Genomic DNA, 15,650 nt, shown 5'->3' on the forward strand with positions numbered 1-15,650 from the left:
AGCTGGCGGTCAAGCGTGCCCACCGACCCCGCGGCACCTTCGTGCCAGGGGAAAGACACCGTCCCAGGGAGACAACGGAAAATGGCAGACTTGTTGCCGCTTGGTAAGCCTGAACCAAGTCACGTCGACGACGACAAATCTTTATCGAGATTGCTTTGAGGTTCGCGCCCCAAATGTCGCTCGATACATGCCTCTTGGATAATTCACATCACGATGGAGGTAGCCCATGCCGATCGTACAATTTACTCGTTTCAAGACCGACAAGCCCGATGAAATGATCCAGATTGTCAGGCGGGCGAAGAAAATCTTTGAAAAGCACGGCGCCGAATTTCTTCGGCTGTCCCGTTTCCACACCGGCGCGTGGGCAGGAGAGTTGCTGGTGACGACGCGCTACTCCAGTTGGGAAGTCTACGGCAAAGTGCAGGAGGCCGTGGCAAAGGACCCGGAGTTCGCGCAGGTGCAGGCGGAAGGAATGAAAATCTCCGAACTACAGGGCCGCAACATCGCTGTTGGCATCGATCTCTAGTCGGGGCGCCGCCCAGCGACCCACGTCAAGCAGCGACCCACGTCAAGCGCGGAGGCCGCCGGGCATACCGGCGGCCCTTTCAATTTCGATGGATTGCACTCCTGGCTGCGTTACTCTGCGCCCGGCTCCTTGCTTCACCTCTCCGGAGATCCGAGGGGGCAAACTGAGAAAGTCCGGATGCGCACCCGGGAGGACGACTTTGCCCTCAATAACGGACATCGTCAGGCAGGCCTGTCAGGTCCGGAAAGGGTAGAACCAACCTGGGCGTGAACTATTGCGTGCTTGCAGCGCGCTTCCACACGAGCTCAGCTTTCCCGCCCGACGAGGTTCGAGCGACACCCAAGGTCATGTCGTCGCCCGCGAGCTTGATGATCGACCATTTTTGATCCGTGTCATCCCAGTTCGGGAATGAGCTGCGCTCCACATGAAAAGTGAGGGTTGTACCCGCCGCATCGGCCGAATAGGTGCCGAAATGAGCCAGCGACCCCGCGGATACGCCCTTGTTCTCCTCGGGCGTTCCTTGAAGTCGAGTGGACGCGAATTTAATACGCGAAGCGCCCGTGAGTTGTGACGAATAATGACCCGTGCGGTCGAATATGAGAATGCCCTTCTGGTTGCCGCCAAAGCCCTCCAGCCGTTTCCCATCGGGGAATTCAGTGATTTCCGAAACCAAGAGCCATGTGCCGATGAGTTGCTGCTGTTGCGCAATGCTATGACTTGCAATAGCTACGGTGAGTGCAAAGCCCATAAATGTTGCGAGCGCGATTCTGTAAATTGCTGTCATGGATTCGCTCCTTGAGTGGACGCTGCAATGTCCGCGTCACGTCTGCTTATATCACAAGAGCGGCGCAAGACCGGACACTCCCCGATGCCGTCGGCACGTCTCAAAGGGCCCAATTTCGGACCCCAGCGTCTTAGCTCTTGTGGGCAAGTGTTTGAGCGCGCCTACCTGTATTCTGCCCCATGTTTGAGAGCGATTGCGTTGATCTGCTCCCGCGTCAATTCCTTTCGCGGTTCGCCGGGTCGGCTGCAGGTTTCGCGAAAGAAACCGTCGAGGCCTGGGGGCATCATGATCCACAGCAGAACCAGTTCCTGATCTGGACTACTGAAACCATGCCACGTGTTCTTGGGTATGAAAATCGTTCCACCTCTTTCGCAAGAGTGACGCATATCGTTGAGTGTGACCGTGCCGCTGCCTTCCAGAACGTAGAAGGCTTCGTCCTTGTGGAGGTGTCGGTGAACCGGAATGCCTGAGCCCTTGGGTAGCTGCTGCGTGCCCAGGGCAAGATGATTGGACCCCTTGACGGGGCCGACCTTGATGAAGATGTTGCCGCCATCACGAAAATGGATCAGGTGTTCACCTTCTCCGGCACCAAGCACATAGCCCTGCGGCACCGGGTTGTGTGACTTCGCCTCGATCTCCTTGCTGTTTGGCATCGCGTGCTCCATTGGCCCCGATACTCGACAATGAAAAGGCCACAATAGCAGGATGCTGCACCACGAGCGACGCCCATGGCCGAAGACGGCTTCGGGTCACTCTCGGAAGTCGGCGGCCCTTCCGCCGAAGTCCATTAGTCTCCAGCGAGCAGACATCCGCAGACCTCGCCGGAGGTTCGAGAAGGGCCAAGAATCGACATCCCTAACTGCAAGTCCGCCGAAGTTGCATAGTGCGCGAGCGTAAAAAGGCGCGTATGGTTTTCAGTGATCGGCGCACGCATTTGCGGTCATTTTTCTGTCCCCACGCCGAATTAAAAGTTCTTGCTACCATGGTGAAATACGCGAAATGCTTTGTGGCGCTCTGGTTTAGCTCGATAATATTGCTGGTATACGCAGCGCCATCTAATGCACAGCAAAACCCGGTTACCGCCATCGACATCGCGCTGGAGCCGGATGCGACGATGTTGCGGCATGCGCAGGCCGATAATGCGCGGCTGCTAAAAAACTTCCCCAAGGGCTTCGCATTGGATGATACGCACCACCCGCACGTCACCATGCTGCAGCAGTTCGTCCGCACGGCGGACCTCGATAAGGTCTACGTTGCGCTCGACAAGGTGTTAGCCAGCGAGAAGCCATTGCGCTGGAAACTGAAGGCTTTCAAATACTACTACATCCCCTCGCCACCGATTGGGCTTGCCGGTATCGTCGTCGAGCCGACGGAAGACCTGCTGCGGTTACAGCAAAAAATCATCGACGCGGTGACGCCGTTCACGGAGAAGACCGGCACCCCGGCTGCGTTCATGAGCACCGAAGACGGCAAGGACATCCAGGGGTTCTTGATCGAGTACGTGGCCAATTTTGTGACAATCGCAGCAGGCAAGAAATTCAACCCGCATGTCACAACTGGGGTTGGTACCGAAGTCTTTTTGAAGGAGATGCTTGCGGAGCCGTTCGAGGCATTCACCTTCTCGCCGGCGAGCGCGTCGGTGTACCAACTTGGCAGTTATGGTACGGCGCGCAAGGAACTCAAGGCTTTGGTGCTGACGCCCTGAAGCTCTCTGCCGAGAAGGAAACCCAGACATGTCGCCGAAAGCGCTTATCCCCGGGCCTAGCCGTCGCCAACTGCTCTCGGTTTTGGCGGCGCTTCCGCTCGTTTCGGCAAGTCTGCTTCACCCCGAGGCTACGTCGGCACAGGCGGCCACTTCGGCTAACCCGCTTCCCTCATGGAACGATGGAGCGACAAAGCAGTCGATATTGGATTTCGTCGCCGCCGTGACACGCGAAGGCTCGCCGGATTTCGTGCCGCCTGCCGAGCGCATCGCGACCTTCGACAATGACGGGACGTTGTGGGTGGAACATCCGATGTACACCCAGCTGGCCTTTGTGCTCGACCGCGTGAAGGCGTTGGCTCCACAGCATCCCGAATGGAAGGACACACAGCCGTTCAAGGCGGCACTTGAAGGCGACATGAAAACGTTGGCGGAGACCGGCGAACATGGGCTGATGGCGCTTCTGATGGCAACGCACCCCGGCATGACGACAAATGAATTCCAGATGATTGTGTTGGACTGGATCGCTACTGCTCGCGACCCGCGCTTCAAGCGGGCATACACCGAGCTTGCCTATCTGCCGATGATCGAATTGCTCGGCTTTCTGCGCGCGAGCGGGTTCAAGACCTTTATCGTCTCGGGCGGCGGTATCGAATTCATGCGCCCGTGGACCGAGCGCGTCTATGGCGTGCCGCCCGAGCAGGTCGTAGGCTCATCGATCAAGACCAAGTTCCAGATGCGCGATGGCAGGCCGGAACTGTTCCGTTTGGGCGAGATCAATTTCGTCGACGACAACGTCGGCAAGCCAGTGGGCATCAACGAGCATATTGGCCGCCGACCGATTGCTGCGTTCGGCAACTCGGACGGTGACCTCGAAATGTTGCAATGGACGACGATGACCGGTGGACGCCGCCTTGGCCTGATTGTTCATCACACCGACGCGGAACGCGAATACGCCTATGACCGGGACACCTCCTTCGGTCGTCTCGACAAAGCCTTGGACGCCGCAGCGATAAATAAATGGACCGTCGTCGATATGAAGAACGACTGGAAGCGCATCTTTGCGTTTGAGTAGCGGCGATCGTCCGCTCAGGGGCCAGAAGCGGACATAAGCGCTGGCCGCTTTCATGACGGCCCACTCGGGACGGAATCACCGTCCCGCATCAAACAGGCGGCCCTTTGGGGCCGCCCGATCTAGCCGCAGAGCGGAAGAGCTATTGGCAAGGATGCTGGAGACCGTCGGCACCTTTGTAATAGGTGCCGGGCCTGCAGACGATGCCGTTGCGGGCGGCATATGCATTCCAGCTGCCGTCCCAGCCGTACTCGCCGCCGTACCGGGCGTAGGAATTGCCCCAGCCACCGACCATAGCGCCCGCCGCCGGCGCGGGCTGGTGATACACCGTTCGCCGATTTAGGTGCCGATATCGAGGAGCACCGGTCGGGGTACTCCCGGTCCCAAGACCCGTGCAGCCGGAGAATTCATCTTCGCATAGGTCCGGATTGGAGAGGGCCGCCTGCGCCAATGCAGCAGAACTGGACAGGGCGGATGCTGCGATAACAATCGCGCCAAGAACTTTCATAGTCATGGCTTCCTCCTTGCGTTGGACCGTGGCGCTCAAAGCCACGTCTGGTAGTCATCGATCGACGTCTGCGGGCCTGTGCTACTGCCCTTCGTGCGACCTCATCGCCGCATCGATTTTCTCCTTTAGCGCGGAAAGATTGAAGGACGCGGGTGCCTGCATCGGCGGAAATTCGATCGCGGTTCGTGCCAAGTCTGCCACCTTTTCCTGTACCTGGACGAAGCGCCAGAACTCGCGCCCGATGAAGTCGTTCATGTATCCGCCGCCCAAATTGTTCATCGTCTCGCCGCGGATCGATGGTGTCCGCTCGAATGGATCCCAACGCAGATTGACGATCATCGGGATATCCGTTGTCACCTTTTCCCCGGGCCATCCATATGGCTGCTGCATGAACAGGAACTTGAAGTCATCGATGCGGATAGCGCCGAGATTGGCCTCGGAGAAGTAGAATATCTCATGTCGCTTCGATGGTCCGGCACCGGTCAACAAGTCCATCTGATTGTACCCGTCGAGATGGTTCTTGTAGGTCCGGTCGCCCAACTGCACGCCACGGAGCAACTGCTCTGTGATGTTCGGATTTCCCGCCGCCGCTGCGAGTGTTGGCAGCCAGTCAAGTCCGGAGACGATGCCATTCTCGACCGTGCCCGGCTTGATCTTGCCCGGCCAACGAATGAGACAGGGCACGCGGAAACCACCCTCATACACGGTGCCCTTGGTTGCGCGGAATGGCGTCATGCCGCCATCCGGCCAGGTGAAAACCTCAGCGCCGTTATCAGTGCTGAAAATGACAATCGTGTTGTCGGCGACGCCGATATCATCGAGGTGCTTGAGCAAGTCGCCGATGTCGTCGTCGAGTTGCTCCATCCCCGCCTCCTCCAGGCCGAGACCGCTCTGTGGGTTCATTTTCGCCTGATACTTTTGAGAGAGGTAGGTGAAGATGTGCATGCGCGTGGTGTTGTGCCAAATGAAGAAGGGCTTTCCGGCCTGCTTCGCCTGATCCATGAAGCGCTTGCTGTTTTCGACCAGTGCTGCGTCGAAGGTCTCCATGTTGTATTTACCCGGGCGGCCTTTCTGCCAGCCCTGATGATCCGCGCCCATCTCAGGGAACGGCGGTAGTGGTCCTTCATCAACGATGCGCTGCTTGCCAACCTTGCCCCAACGCGGCATCACGGTAGGATCGTCGGTGTCAGTTGCGTAGGAATGCACGATGTTGCGCGGTCCGTATTTTTCGATCCAGTCCTGCGGATAATCGGACCAGTACGGGTCGGACATCGCGTCGAGGTGGTACAGGTAGCCGAAGAACTCGTCGAAGCCGTGCAGCGTCGGCAGGTACTTATTTAGATCGCCCAGATGGTTCTTGCCGAACTGCCCGGTCGCGTAGCCCAGTGATTTCAAGACGGTCGCAACCGTAACCGACTGGTCGGGCATGCCTACATCCGCGCCCGCTTGCCCGACCGTGGTCAGGCCGGTGCGCAGCGGTATTTGTCCGGTGATGAAGTTGGCGCGCCCGGCCGTGCAGCTTGCCTCCGCGTAATAATCCGTGAAGCGCATACCCTCGGAGGCAATCCTGTCCAGGTTCGGCGTCTTGCCGGCCATGATGCCCTGGTGATAGGCGCCGACGTTGAACCACCCGACATCGTCACCCATGATGAACAGAATGTTCGGCTTTTGCCCCGCCGCTTGCTGTGCCTGAGCCGTTTGAATTGTTGCAGCGGCACGTAGTGCCGAAGCAGCCGCGACAGCGGTGCCGCCAAGCAGCAAGTTGCGGCGATCGAACAAATTTCCTGATCCGGAACGAATATCCTTGTCGTCGGCGCTGGACATTTGCGACTACCCTCCCTGCAGGAGACATCGTGAAAGCCACTCCGGACGACTACCGGGACAGAATGCCGCAAACGAAGCTTGATCTAGGTCAAGGTCCCATGCGCTTCTTGTTACTGCAAACTTGCTGCGGCGTGACAGCCGCTGTTCTTTCTTGTTGGACTCCGGCAGCCTATTGACCATTTGAGGAGGGTTTCATGAGAGCCCTCAGTCCGTTGGTGCTGTTAGCACTTCTCCTTACGCAATCCGCCTCGACAGAGGCTGCGGATTTGAACGGAGCTTGGACCGATGACACCTCTGCCTGCAGTCAGATCTTTACCAAAGAGAACGACAAGTTCGCGTTCAAGCAAGATGCTGATCTCCACGCCGGCGGTTTAATTGTCCACGGAAACCAAATAACCGGCACATTTCAAAAATGCACTGTCAAATCGTTGCACGTTGACGGGCCGAACGTGCAGGTGATTGCGCCGTGCTCAGACGGTGTCGCGGTTTCAAACGTAGCGTACGACGTGAAAATCTCCGGAGAGAATAGCATCACGCTCAGCTCCAAGAAGCCGGTGCCAGTGGAAATGTCGTATGTTCGCTGCCCGATGTGACGTCCGCGGGGAAGATTTGAAGAATACGTGGATGAATGATCCGGTTGTCGGAGCCTAGGAGCGTAGCGTCCACTGGCGTCATAGGTTTGACTTCCGCTTGGGGGCAATCGCACCGTTTAGCGGTCGGCCTGTCATTTCCGGTCTGCCCCCAGCTTCAGACGGATTGCTGCAGCAAGCCAAGCGACGTGAATGGCCAACAGGGACACGCCGGCCATCGCTCCTTTGCTGCCGCCGACGTCGATGCTCTCGGTCGTCTCGCCGCTCGCTATGAGCACTCAAGCAACCGCGGGCACGAGACAGGCCGCGGCCGCCCCACGACCGTTCGTTGCCAGACTTCGGTGGCGCCGCTGGCGATCACCAGCGATAGCCATTCCCGCGATAGTACCTAGGGCCGTAAGCGTATGCGGGGCGAATAACGCGCCGGTACACTGGACGAGCGTAGTACGACCGGTATCCGCCGTAGTATGCGGGGGCGTAGCCATAGTTGTAGTATGCCGGTGCATAGCCGCCGTAATACGCTGGGGCGTAACCCCCGTAATAGCCATAACCCGGTCCGCCGTAGTAGCCGTAACCTGGGCCATAGGCGTAGGCGCTGGAGGCTATGCCACCAATCACCGCCGCTCCGATTAATCCGGCCGCGAGTCCAGCGCCCCAGCCACCACCACGCCACGCTTGGGCTGGCGATGGGGCCACCAAGGCAGAGACACCGATGGTGGCAGCGGTCACTAACGCCAATGCTGCTTTCTTCATTTCCGAAGCCTCCGTTGTTCCCGGAACTTCAACCGACAATCCAGCAATAGTTTCCTTCGATCGCCGTTGGCGGAACGGTTTCCGCGAAATTTAATACTGATGAACGGCTTGGGAAAGCAAAACCACGGCGTGCCAATGCCGTGTCGGGTCAAACGGTGAAGCAATCAACGTGAGCACAATGCGTGCGCTTTTCGGTCCATAGCGCCAATCGCCGTCGGTCAGCGCCTCGTTGATCCTGACTGCCGAGCCGTGGTTCCAGCGCCTGACCGAAGGGGCCGAATCATCCACCACGAACTCTCCGACGACCAATGGAATGCCGTCGAGCCGATGCTGCCCAAGCGCGTTAGTGAGTCCACGTCCTGGTCGAATCAAAGCAGAATGAGATTGGGCCGCGGTCGGAAATAGTGCGCGTTCCCTCTCTCGCCCGCGACGCGTAGGGAAGGGGGCGTATGTGCAATTTCGGAATATTAGAATAATATCCCTGAGTTGCCCGACGTGTCAAGTCGCCTGGTCGAACGCCGGCAGCCGCCGGCTACTGTGCATGGGGTTGTTTTCGATATTTTGGCGACGCCGCCTGCGGGGGCCCCGTAACTCATCCCGCTTTAGTGCCGCACTACCAGCACCGAGCACTTGGCGTAGCGCACCACGTGCCCGGCGTTGGAGCCGAGGAAGTAGGTGCGCATCGCCGGGCGGTGCGAGGTCATCACGATCAGGTCGGCCTTCATGGACGCGGCCTCCTCGAGGATCTCGTGATAGATGCCGCCCTGGCGGACCACGCCCGAGATGCGTCCCGGCGCGATGCCGGATTCGCGCGCGACGATGGCGAGCGCTTCCTCCGATGTTTCACGCTGCTGGCTGTCGAAATCCGCCGGAACATACTCGGCGAGCATCACCGGCGTCATCGGCAATACGTTGAGCAGACGCACCGCCCCGTTCCAGGTTTGCGACAGCGTCGCAGCGGTTGCGATCGCAGGCTTCGCCAGATCGGTATCGGCGAGGTCGATCGGCACGAGAATGGACTTGTACATCTGCGCCTCCTGTCCGCGATTGGTCTGGAGCCGTTTGGTCCCTGTGCCGGGACGCGCGCCTTCTTTTTCTTCGGTAGCTTGTCGTGTCGCCGCGAACCGGTCCCCCTGTCGCGTCGACATCAATATAGCATGGCAGAGCGGCGCTGTCCGCTTGTGTCAGCCGCGTGAGGCCTGCTTCAACAGTTTAGGGCTAACGAACAGGACGAGCTTGCCGCGCCGGAAGGAGACGTCGTTCCAATCGTTGGTCGCGAAGTCGAAGACGGCGAGCCCGGAGGTCGGCAGGTTGTCGCCGAGCGCGCGCTTGGCGGCCTCGTCGCCGCTGCCGGTCAGCGTCAGCGCGAGCTCGTGCATGCCGGGATTATGGCCGATCAGCATCAGCCGCTTCGGGTCGGTGACGGAGGCCATCCGGATCGCGGCGAGCAATTGCGCCGGATCGGCGCCGTAGAGTTCGGGCACGAATTCGACTTTCGGCGCAGGTCCGGCACCCTTCAGCGCCTCGCGCACGATCTCCCAGGTCTGCGTGGTGCGGACCGCCGGTGACACCAGCGCCAGATCGGGCAGGGGCGGATGGCGGCCGATCCAGCCGCCGATCTCCGCCGCATCGCGGTGGCCGCGCTCGTCGAGACGACGGTCCTGGTCCTGCCCCGAAGGTGCGTCGGTTTTGGTCTTGGCGTGACGCAGCAGCAGCAAACGGCGCATGGACTTCCATCTCGATTCGGTCTGGTCGAATTAATTCTACAGGCGCATGCCCTGGACAAGGTGACAAGCGCCGCAGCGGTTCGTAAGAAACGACATGAGCGAGACTTCCACAAGTGCGGCAGACGGCCCCGACGAGGCGGCCTCGCCGTTCCGCGACCGCCTGGCATTCGACCTCGACGTCGACATTTGCGTGGTCGGGGCGGGACTGGCCGGCCTGACCGTGGCACGCGAGGCGGCGCGGCTTGGTGCCAGCGTCGCGGTACTCGAGGGCCGCCAGGTCGGCTGGAACGCCTCCGGCCATCATCTCGGCACCGTGATGCCAGGTTTCGGCCTGCCGATATCGGATGTGATCGAGCGCGTCGGCCTCGATGATGCCCGCGAATTGTGGGCGCTGTCGAAGGAGGGCGCCGATTATGTCCGCGCCACCGCCACCGAGGATCTGATTCCGGGCATCAGGGCGAGCGACGGCGCGCTGGAGGTCTCCAATGTCGATGTCGGCGAAGCGCTGATCAGCCGCCTGCAGACGCTGGGTGAGGAGTTCGCCACCGAAGTCGAAGGCTGGCAGGTCGATCGCGTGCGCAGCGTGCTGCGGACCGGGCGCTATTTCCACGGCATCTATTATCCGAAGGCGTTCCAGATCGATGGCCGCAAATATGTGCACGGTCTCGCCGCGCTGGCGATGCGGGCGGGTGTGCGGATCTTCGAGGAGACGCCGGTCGTCAGCATCGATTTTTCGGGGATCCGCAAGCGCATCGTGACGCCGACGGCGCGGTTGCGTGCCAACCATATTGTCCTCGCCGGCAACATCCATCTCGGTGCGCCGCTGAAGCGCCTGTCCGATACGCTGCTGCCGGTGTGGCGCTACGCGGCGTTGAGCGAACCGCTCGGGGAACGGCTGGCGGAGGCGATCGCCTTCTCCGGCTCGGTCGTCGACAGCGACGGCATCGACCATTTCCGCGTCGTCGACGGCGATCGCCTGTTGTGGGCCAGTCCCGAAACCACCTGGGACGCGCGGCCGAAGCGGCTCGGTGCGGCGGTGCAGCGCCGCATCGCCACGGTGTTTCCTCAGCTCGGCAAGGTTCCGATCGCCGACACGTTCGGTGGCGCGGTCGGCGTCACCGTGCATGGCATGCCGCAGATCGGGCAGTTGCGCAGGGGCCTGTGGGTGGCGAGCGGCTTCGGCCGGCAGGGGCTCAACACCTCGGCGCTCGCGGGGCAGCTGATCGCGCGCAGCATCCTGTGGGGCGACGACCGCTGGCGGCTGTTTTCGCCGTTCGAGCTGGTCTGGGCCGGCGGCACCACCGGCCGGGTCGCCGGTCATTTCATCGGCCTGTGGGCGAGGGGCGCCGCGTCCGCGGCGGGCGCGCTGGCGCGTTACCGCGAGGGTGCACGTGCGAAGGAGCGCCGCCGCGAGGCACGGCTGGCCGAGGCCAATCTCAAGGCGGGAACCCGTGGGCCGGCGCCCCGCCGCCCGCCGCCGTCCGCCGTGCGGCCGGTGCCGCCGCCCGCGCCGCGGCAGGCTGAGGACGGCGAGCAGCCATATGCCCATCCCTCGCAAGAAAGTGAGCGGATCTCCGACGGGCGGATGTAACGTCTGGCGGCGGGGTTCGTATTTGGTGACGAGCCAGTTTGCCAATCCTGTTCGCCAGCTTTGGCCGTCCGCATCGGAGATGATTGATGATCGATCGCCGCATCCTGCTTGCTTCCGTCGCCGGCCTGTTCGGCTTCGCTGCCTTCCGCTGGCTGCGCGCCTCGCCGGCGCAGGCCGCCGAGAAATTCGAGATCGAGAAGACCGACGCCGAATGGCGCGCGCAGCTGACGCCGCAGCAATACGAGATCTTGCGCCAGGAGGGCACCGAGCGGCCGGGATCGAGCCCGCTGCTCAAGGAGCACCGCAAGGGTACCTTCGCCTGCGCCGGCTGCGACCTGCCGCTGTTCTCGTCCGAGACCAAGTATGAGAGCGGCACCGGCTGGCCGAGCTTCTGGAAGCCGCTGGACAATGCGATCGGCACCACGTCGGACCGCACCTTCGGCATGCTGCGCACCGAGGTGCATTGCCGCCGCTGCGGCGGCCATCTCGGCCATGTCTTCGACGACGGCCCGAAACCGACCGGGCTGCGCTACTGCATGGACGGTTTTGCGCTGGTGTTTCACCCGGCCGCACCCTCGGCGACCTGACGCGCGTAAGCGCGTCAGAACAGAAGGGAAGGAGCACGGCCGGAACTGCGCCCGTCCCGGCAATTGTTGCCTGCCCGGCAATTGTGCCCCGGTTAAACGGCCGGGGCTTTTTTTTCAAGCGCATGATTTTGTTACGTTTCGTTTCGTGGCACGACCTTTGCGACATGCTCCGCCGATGCGGCCATTCCTGTGATTGCCAGCCGCCGGGAATCGAATTGGAGAACATGTCATGGGTATCTTCGGCGCTCTTACGACGGCGGTCGGTGGCTTGCGCGCAGGGTCGTACGCGCTCGAGAACATCTCCGGTAACATCGCCAACTCGCAGACCACCGCCTTCAAGCGCATCGATACCTCCTTTCTCGACCTCGTCCCGCAGACCGCGCTGACCGCCCAACTCGCCGGCGGCGTCACGGCGCAGTCGCGCTCGACCAACTCGGTGCAGGGCGACGTGCAGTCGGCCTCGGTCGCGACCTTCATGGCGATCAACGGCAACGGCTTCTTCGCGGTGCAAAAGCCGGGCAGCTTCACCGACGGCTCGCCGGTGTTCGACGGCGTCGACCGCTACACCCGCCGCGGCGATTTCCAGCTCAACAAGGACGGCTATCTGGTCAACGGCGCCGGCTATTATCTCGAGGGCGTGCCGATCGACCCGACCACCGGCAACCCGTCGGGCTCCTCGCCGCAGGTGCTGCGATTCAAGAACGACTTCCTGCCGGCGCAGCAGACCACCAAGATCGACTATCGCGCCAACCTCGCGTCCTATCCCTTGACCACCGCGCACGACACCTCGGTTCCGGGCTCGGAGCTGATCCGGCCGGGCGCGTTCAGCGCCGGACATAACCCGCTGGTGCTGGGCACGCCGGCTGCGCCGTACACCGATTCATCGGTCACCGGCACCGCGCAGAACAACAAGGCGACGCCGTCGGTCGCCAACACCGCCGCGACCCTACTTTCGGGCGCGGCCGGCAGCGATTCGATCAATGCCAGCTTCAGCGCCGGCTCCGCCGGCCCCCCGGCCGTGCCGGCCGATACGATCACGGTCAACGGCACCGTCATCACCTTCGTGGCTTCGGGCGCAACCGGCAACCAGCTGAACGTCACCGACAGCATCGGAACGCTGCTCGCCAAGATCGATTCGATCACCGGTACCGCGACGCCATCGACGATCAGCGGCGGCAAGATCACCCTGCATTCCGGCACGGCGGCCGATCTCAACGTGACGAGCTCGAACTCGACCGCGCTTGCGGCGCTCGGCTTCACCGGCTCGGCGGTTGCGACCCGCGGCGGCGGCGGCACGGTCGGCACCGGCCAGGTCGTCGGCAACGACAACTCGACCTTCCTGAACGAATCCGTCTCGGGCGGCGCCGTCACAGCCTACGACGTGTCGGGTGCGCCGGTGAACCTGCAATTCCGCTGGGCCAAGACCGACAGCTCCTCGCTCGGCTCCGGACATACCGATAGCTGGAACCTGTTCTATCAGGTCAATCCCAACGCAACCGGCACGCAGGTCTCCTGGCAGAACGCCAACATCAACTTCACCTTCGCGTCGAACGGCCAGATGTCGCCGGCGATCTCCTCGGTCGCGCTCAACAATGCCGTCGTCAACGGCGTGTCGCTCGGCAGCCCCGTGATCAATTTCGGCTCCGGTGGCGTGACCCAGTTCGCGGACGCCAACGGCAACGTCCAGGTCAACCAGATCCAGCAGGACGGCTTCCCGGCAGGCCAGCTGCAGTCGGTCAGCGTCTCGACCAACGGCCGCATCGTCGGCAACTACACCAACGGCCGCAACATCGACCTCGCGGAAATTTCGGTGGCGACCTTCAACGGCACCAACTTCCTGAAGCGCATCGACGGCGGTGCGTTCGAGGCGACCGACGAGTCCGGCGCGGCGTTGTTCGGCAAGTCCGGCACCATCGTCGGTTCGTCGCTCGAGAGCTCGAACACCGATATTGCCGACGAGTTCACCAAGCTGATCGTGACCCAGCAGGCCTATTCGGCCAACACCAAGGTGATCACGACAACCAACTCGATGGTGCAGGACCTCCTGAACGTCGTGCGCTGATCGCATCGATGATGCGCGTGTGAAGAAGTAAAGGCGAGTACACATCATGGGTTTGAGCCAAGCCCTTTCCACCGCGATGTCGGGCCTGCGCGCCACGCAGGCCTCGCTCTCGCTCGTGTCGTCGAACGTCGCCAACGCGGAGACGCCCGGCTACGTCAGGAAGACGCTCAACCAGGATACCGGCACCACCGGCCAGTTCGGGTCGAGCGTTCTCATCACCGGCGTCAACCGCCAGCTCGACGAATTCCTGCAGACCCAGCTTCGTACCGAGACGTCGGGCGCGTCGTACGCTGACGTGCGCTCGAGCTTCCTTGCCAATCTGCAGGGCGTCTACGGCAATCCCGATTCCACCGGCACGATCGAGGACGCCTACAACAAGTTCCTGACCGCAGTGCAGGGGCTGTCGACCAGCCCGGACTCGCAGTCGGCCCGCATCGGCGTCGTCAATGCCGCGCAATCCATGGCGCAGCAGCTCAACGCGACCTCGCAGGGAATCCAGACGCTGCGCGCCAACGCCGAAGCCGGCATCAGCGACTCCGTCAGCACCGCCAACAATGCGTTGCAGCAGATCGCGCGCCTCAATGTCCAGCTGCAGGCCAGTGGCGGCACCGCCGATGCGTCGACCGCGGCACTGCTCGATCAGCGCGATCGCTACGTCACCCAGCTTTCGCAGCTGATGGACATCCGTACCGTCACCAACAGCCAGAACCAGGTGACCGTGTTCACCAATTCCGGCGTGCAGCTGGTTGGCACGGAAGCTGCGACGCTCAGCTTCAATGCCCAGGGTACGATGACGCCCAACACGCAGTACAATACCGACCCAACCAAGAGCACCGTCGGCACCATCACCATCAATTTCCCGCATGGCGGCACCTATGACATGGTGTCGACCAACTCGATCCGGTCAGGCAAGATCGCCGCCTATCTCGAGCTGCGCGACAACACGCTGGCCCAGGCCCAGACGCAGATCGACCAGTTCGCCGCCGCGATGTCGAGCGCGCTATCGGACAAGACGACGGCAGGCACCGCGGCGACGGCGGGGGCGCAGTCCGGCTTCGACCTCGACCTCTCGGGGCTGCAGAGCGGCAACACCATCCACGTCTCCTACAAGGACAACACCACCGGCATCACGCACAATCTGTCGCTCGTCCGCGTCGACGATCCGAGCGTGCTGCCGCTCAGCAATACCGCAACCGTCGATCCGAACGACGAGGTACTGGGTGTCGATTTCTCCGGCGGCATGAGCTCGGTGCTGTCGCAGCTCAACGGCGCACTCGGCGGAACCGGCTTGCAATTCTCCAATCCCTCCGGGTCGACGCTGCGCGTGCTCGACGACGGCGCAGCCAACAAGGCCGATGTGACCGCGGCATCGGTCACGTCAACCGTTTCGTCGCTGACGTTGGGCGATCCGCAGCTCCCACTGTTTACCGACAATGGCGGGCTCTACACCGGCGCGATCACGGCGAACGGCTCGCAGTCGACCGGCCTTGCCGCCCGCATCAGCGTCAACACCGCCCTGGTCGGCGACCCCTCGCGCATGGTCGTGTACGCGACCAATCCGCAGACGCCGGCCGGCGACACCACCCGCGCGAACCTCATTCTGAACCAGCTGTCGAACGCATCGTACAGTTATTCGCCGAAGACCGGCCTCGGCACGTCTGGTGCGCCGTTCACCGGCACGCTGTTGAACTTCGCCAAGCAGTTCATCAGCCAGCAGGGCGAATCGGCGACGGCCGCCAAGCAATTGGCCGACGGCCAGGACGTCGTGCTGAATACGCTGCAGACCAAGATGGACTCGACCTCCGGCGTGAACATGGACGAGGAGATGGCGCATCTGCTGTCGCTGCAGAACGCCTACTCCGCCAATGCGCGCGTGATGTCGTCGATCAAGCAGATGTACGACGCGCTGCTGCAGCTCACGTGA

The 15,650-nt window shown here is 61.9% G+C and carries 15 protein-coding genes; 8 read left to right on the plus strand and 7 right to left on the minus strand.

Annotated elements, in window-relative coordinates:
- Positions 1-226: 226 nt before the first annotated feature.
- Positions 227-526 carry a hypothetical protein gene (locus ACE10Z_RS17255; protein WP_375788988.1) on the plus strand — a complete coding sequence of 100 codons (300 nt, stop codon included), beginning with the start codon at positions 227-229 and terminating at the stop codon, positions 524-526.
- 271 nt (positions 527-797) lie between these two features.
- On the opposite strand, the gene ACE10Z_RS17260 is transcribed toward ACE10Z_RS17255, so the two are convergent.
- A complete protein-coding gene (locus ACE10Z_RS17260; RefSeq protein WP_375788989.1) occupies positions 798-1,310 on the minus strand; it encodes a lipocalin-like domain-containing protein in 513 nt (170 codons plus the stop codon).
- 161 nt (positions 1,311-1,471) lie between these two features.
- The gene (locus ACE10Z_RS17265) at positions 1,472-1,963 is read right to left on the minus strand and encodes a cupin domain-containing protein (RefSeq protein WP_375788990.1); all 492 of its coding nucleotides are present in this window, start codon (positions 1,961-1,963) and stop codon (positions 1,472-1,474) included.
- A 230-nt stretch (positions 1,964-2,193) separates the two neighbouring features.
- On the opposite strand from ACE10Z_RS17265, the gene ACE10Z_RS17270 reads away from it, so the two are divergent.
- Both ACE10Z_RS17270 and ACE10Z_RS17275 read left to right on the plus strand, forming a co-directional pair.
- Positions 2,194-3,015 (plus strand): hypothetical protein, encoded by an 822-nt coding sequence (locus tag ACE10Z_RS17270; protein WP_375788991.1) that lies wholly within the window; start codon positions 2,194-2,196, stop codon positions 3,013-3,015.
- A gap of 28 nt (positions 3,016-3,043) precedes the next feature.
- Positions 3,044-4,087: an HAD family hydrolase gene (locus ACE10Z_RS17275; RefSeq protein ID WP_375788992.1), complete on the plus strand. Its 1,044-nt coding sequence runs from the start codon at positions 3,044-3,046 to the stop codon at positions 4,085-4,087.
- Between the two features lie 139 nt (positions 4,088-4,226).
- On the opposite strand, the gene ACE10Z_RS17280 is transcribed toward ACE10Z_RS17275, so the two are convergent.
- Both ACE10Z_RS17280 and ACE10Z_RS17285 read right to left on the minus strand, forming a co-directional pair.
- Positions 4,227-4,598 (minus strand): hypothetical protein, encoded by a 372-nt coding sequence (locus ACE10Z_RS17280; RefSeq protein WP_375788993.1) that lies wholly within the window; start codon positions 4,596-4,598, stop codon positions 4,227-4,229.
- A 75-nt stretch (positions 4,599-4,673) separates the two neighbouring features.
- Positions 4,674-6,416, minus strand: coding sequence for an arylsulfatase (locus ACE10Z_RS17285; RefSeq protein ID WP_375788994.1), 1,743 nt, complete (start codon positions 6,414-6,416; stop codon positions 4,674-4,676).
- A gap of 194 nt (positions 6,417-6,610) precedes the next feature.
- On the opposite strand from ACE10Z_RS17285, the gene ACE10Z_RS17290 reads away from it, so the two are divergent.
- The gene (locus tag ACE10Z_RS17290) at positions 6,611-7,009 is read left to right on the plus strand and encodes a hypothetical protein (RefSeq protein ID WP_375788995.1); all 399 of its coding nucleotides are present in this window, start codon (positions 6,611-6,613) and stop codon (positions 7,007-7,009) included.
- 840 nt (positions 7,010-7,849) lie between these two features.
- Here ACE10Z_RS17290 and ACE10Z_RS17295 read toward each other — a convergent pair.
- From ACE10Z_RS17295 to ACE10Z_RS17305, 3 genes are all read right to left on the minus strand, one after another.
- Positions 7,850-8,047: a hypothetical protein gene (locus ACE10Z_RS17295; protein ID WP_375788996.1), complete on the minus strand. Its 198-nt coding sequence runs from the start codon at positions 8,045-8,047 to the stop codon at positions 7,850-7,852.
- Between the two features lie 314 nt (positions 8,048-8,361).
- On the minus strand, positions 8,362-8,787 hold the full coding sequence (locus ACE10Z_RS17300; RefSeq protein ID WP_375788997.1) for a universal stress protein: 426 nt from the start codon (positions 8,785-8,787) through the stop codon (positions 8,362-8,364).
- A gap of 156 nt (positions 8,788-8,943) precedes the next feature.
- A complete protein-coding gene (locus ACE10Z_RS17305; protein ID WP_375788998.1) occupies positions 8,944-9,486 on the minus strand; it encodes a histidine phosphatase family protein in 543 nt (180 codons plus the stop codon).
- Positions 9,487-9,580: 94 nt separating this feature from the next.
- On the opposite strand from ACE10Z_RS17305, the gene ACE10Z_RS17310 reads away from it, so the two are divergent.
- The 4 genes from ACE10Z_RS17310 (at position 9,581) to flgK (ending at position 15,650) form a co-directional block, all read left to right on the plus strand.
- Entirely contained in the window at positions 9,581-11,077 is a 1,497-nt protein-coding gene (locus ACE10Z_RS17310; protein ID WP_375788999.1) for an NAD(P)/FAD-dependent oxidoreductase, read from the plus strand.
- Between the two features lie 86 nt (positions 11,078-11,163).
- Entirely contained in the window at positions 11,164-11,664 is a 501-nt protein-coding gene (gene msrB, locus ACE10Z_RS17315) for a peptide-methionine (R)-S-oxide reductase MsrB (protein WP_375789000.1), read from the plus strand.
- A gap of 229 nt (positions 11,665-11,893) precedes the next feature.
- A complete protein-coding gene (locus tag ACE10Z_RS17320; protein WP_375789001.1) occupies positions 11,894-13,726 on the plus strand; it encodes a flagellar hook-basal body complex protein in 1,833 nt (610 codons plus the stop codon).
- A 46-nt stretch (positions 13,727-13,772) separates the two neighbouring features.
- Complete coding sequence (gene flgK, locus ACE10Z_RS17325) at positions 13,773-15,650, plus strand: flagellar hook-associated protein FlgK (RefSeq protein WP_375789002.1); 1,878 nt, start codon at positions 13,773-13,775, stop codon at positions 15,648-15,650.

The sequence above is a fragment of the Bradyrhizobium sp. Pha-3 genome, from assembly GCF_042258615.1.
GTDB lineage: Bacteria > Pseudomonadota > Alphaproteobacteria > Rhizobiales > Xanthobacteraceae > Bradyrhizobium.

What these genes read in the sequence shown, in the direction of transcription:
- ACE10Z_RS17300 (WP_375788997.1), bottom strand. Translation starts at nt 8,787, where the DNA reads ATGTACAAGTCCATTCTCGTGCCGATCGACCTCGCCGATACCGATCTG.
- ACE10Z_RS17290 (WP_375788995.1), top strand. Translation starts at nt 6,611, where the DNA reads ATGAGAGCCCTCAGTCCGTTGGTGCTGTTAGCACTTCTCCTTACGCAA.
- ACE10Z_RS17280 (WP_375788993.1), bottom strand. Translation starts at nt 4,598, where the DNA reads ATGACTATGAAAGTTCTTGGCGCGATTGTTATCGCAGCATCCGCCCTG.
- ACE10Z_RS17255 (WP_375788988.1), top strand. Translation starts at nt 227, where the DNA reads ATGCCGATCGTACAATTTACTCGTTTCAAGACCGACAAGCCCGATGAA.
- ACE10Z_RS17275 (WP_375788992.1), top strand. Translation starts at nt 3,044, where the DNA reads ATGTCGCCGAAAGCGCTTATCCCCGGGCCTAGCCGTCGCCAACTGCTC.
- msrB (WP_375789000.1), top strand. Translation starts at nt 11,164, where the DNA reads ATGATCGATCGCCGCATCCTGCTTGCTTCCGTCGCCGGCCTGTTCGGC.
- ACE10Z_RS17265 (WP_375788990.1), bottom strand. Translation starts at nt 1,963, where the DNA reads ATGCCAAACAGCAAGGAGATCGAGGCGAAGTCACACAACCCGGTGCCG.
- ACE10Z_RS17310 (WP_375788999.1), top strand. Translation starts at nt 9,581, where the DNA reads ATGAGCGAGACTTCCACAAGTGCGGCAGACGGCCCCGACGAGGCGGCC.
- ACE10Z_RS17320 (WP_375789001.1), top strand. Translation starts at nt 11,894, where the DNA reads ATGGGTATCTTCGGCGCTCTTACGACGGCGGTCGGTGGCTTGCGCGCA.
- ACE10Z_RS17285 (WP_375788994.1), bottom strand. Translation starts at nt 6,416, where the DNA reads ATGTCCAGCGCCGACGACAAGGATATTCGTTCCGGATCAGGAAATTTG.
- ACE10Z_RS17260 (WP_375788989.1), bottom strand. Translation starts at nt 1,310, where the DNA reads ATGACAGCAATTTACAGAATCGCGCTCGCAACATTTATGGGCTTTGCA.
- ACE10Z_RS17305 (WP_375788998.1), bottom strand. Translation starts at nt 9,486, where the DNA reads ATGCGCCGTTTGCTGCTGCTGCGTCACGCCAAGACCAAAACCGACGCA.
- flgK (WP_375789002.1), top strand. Translation starts at nt 13,773, where the DNA reads ATGGGTTTGAGCCAAGCCCTTTCCACCGCGATGTCGGGCCTGCGCGCC.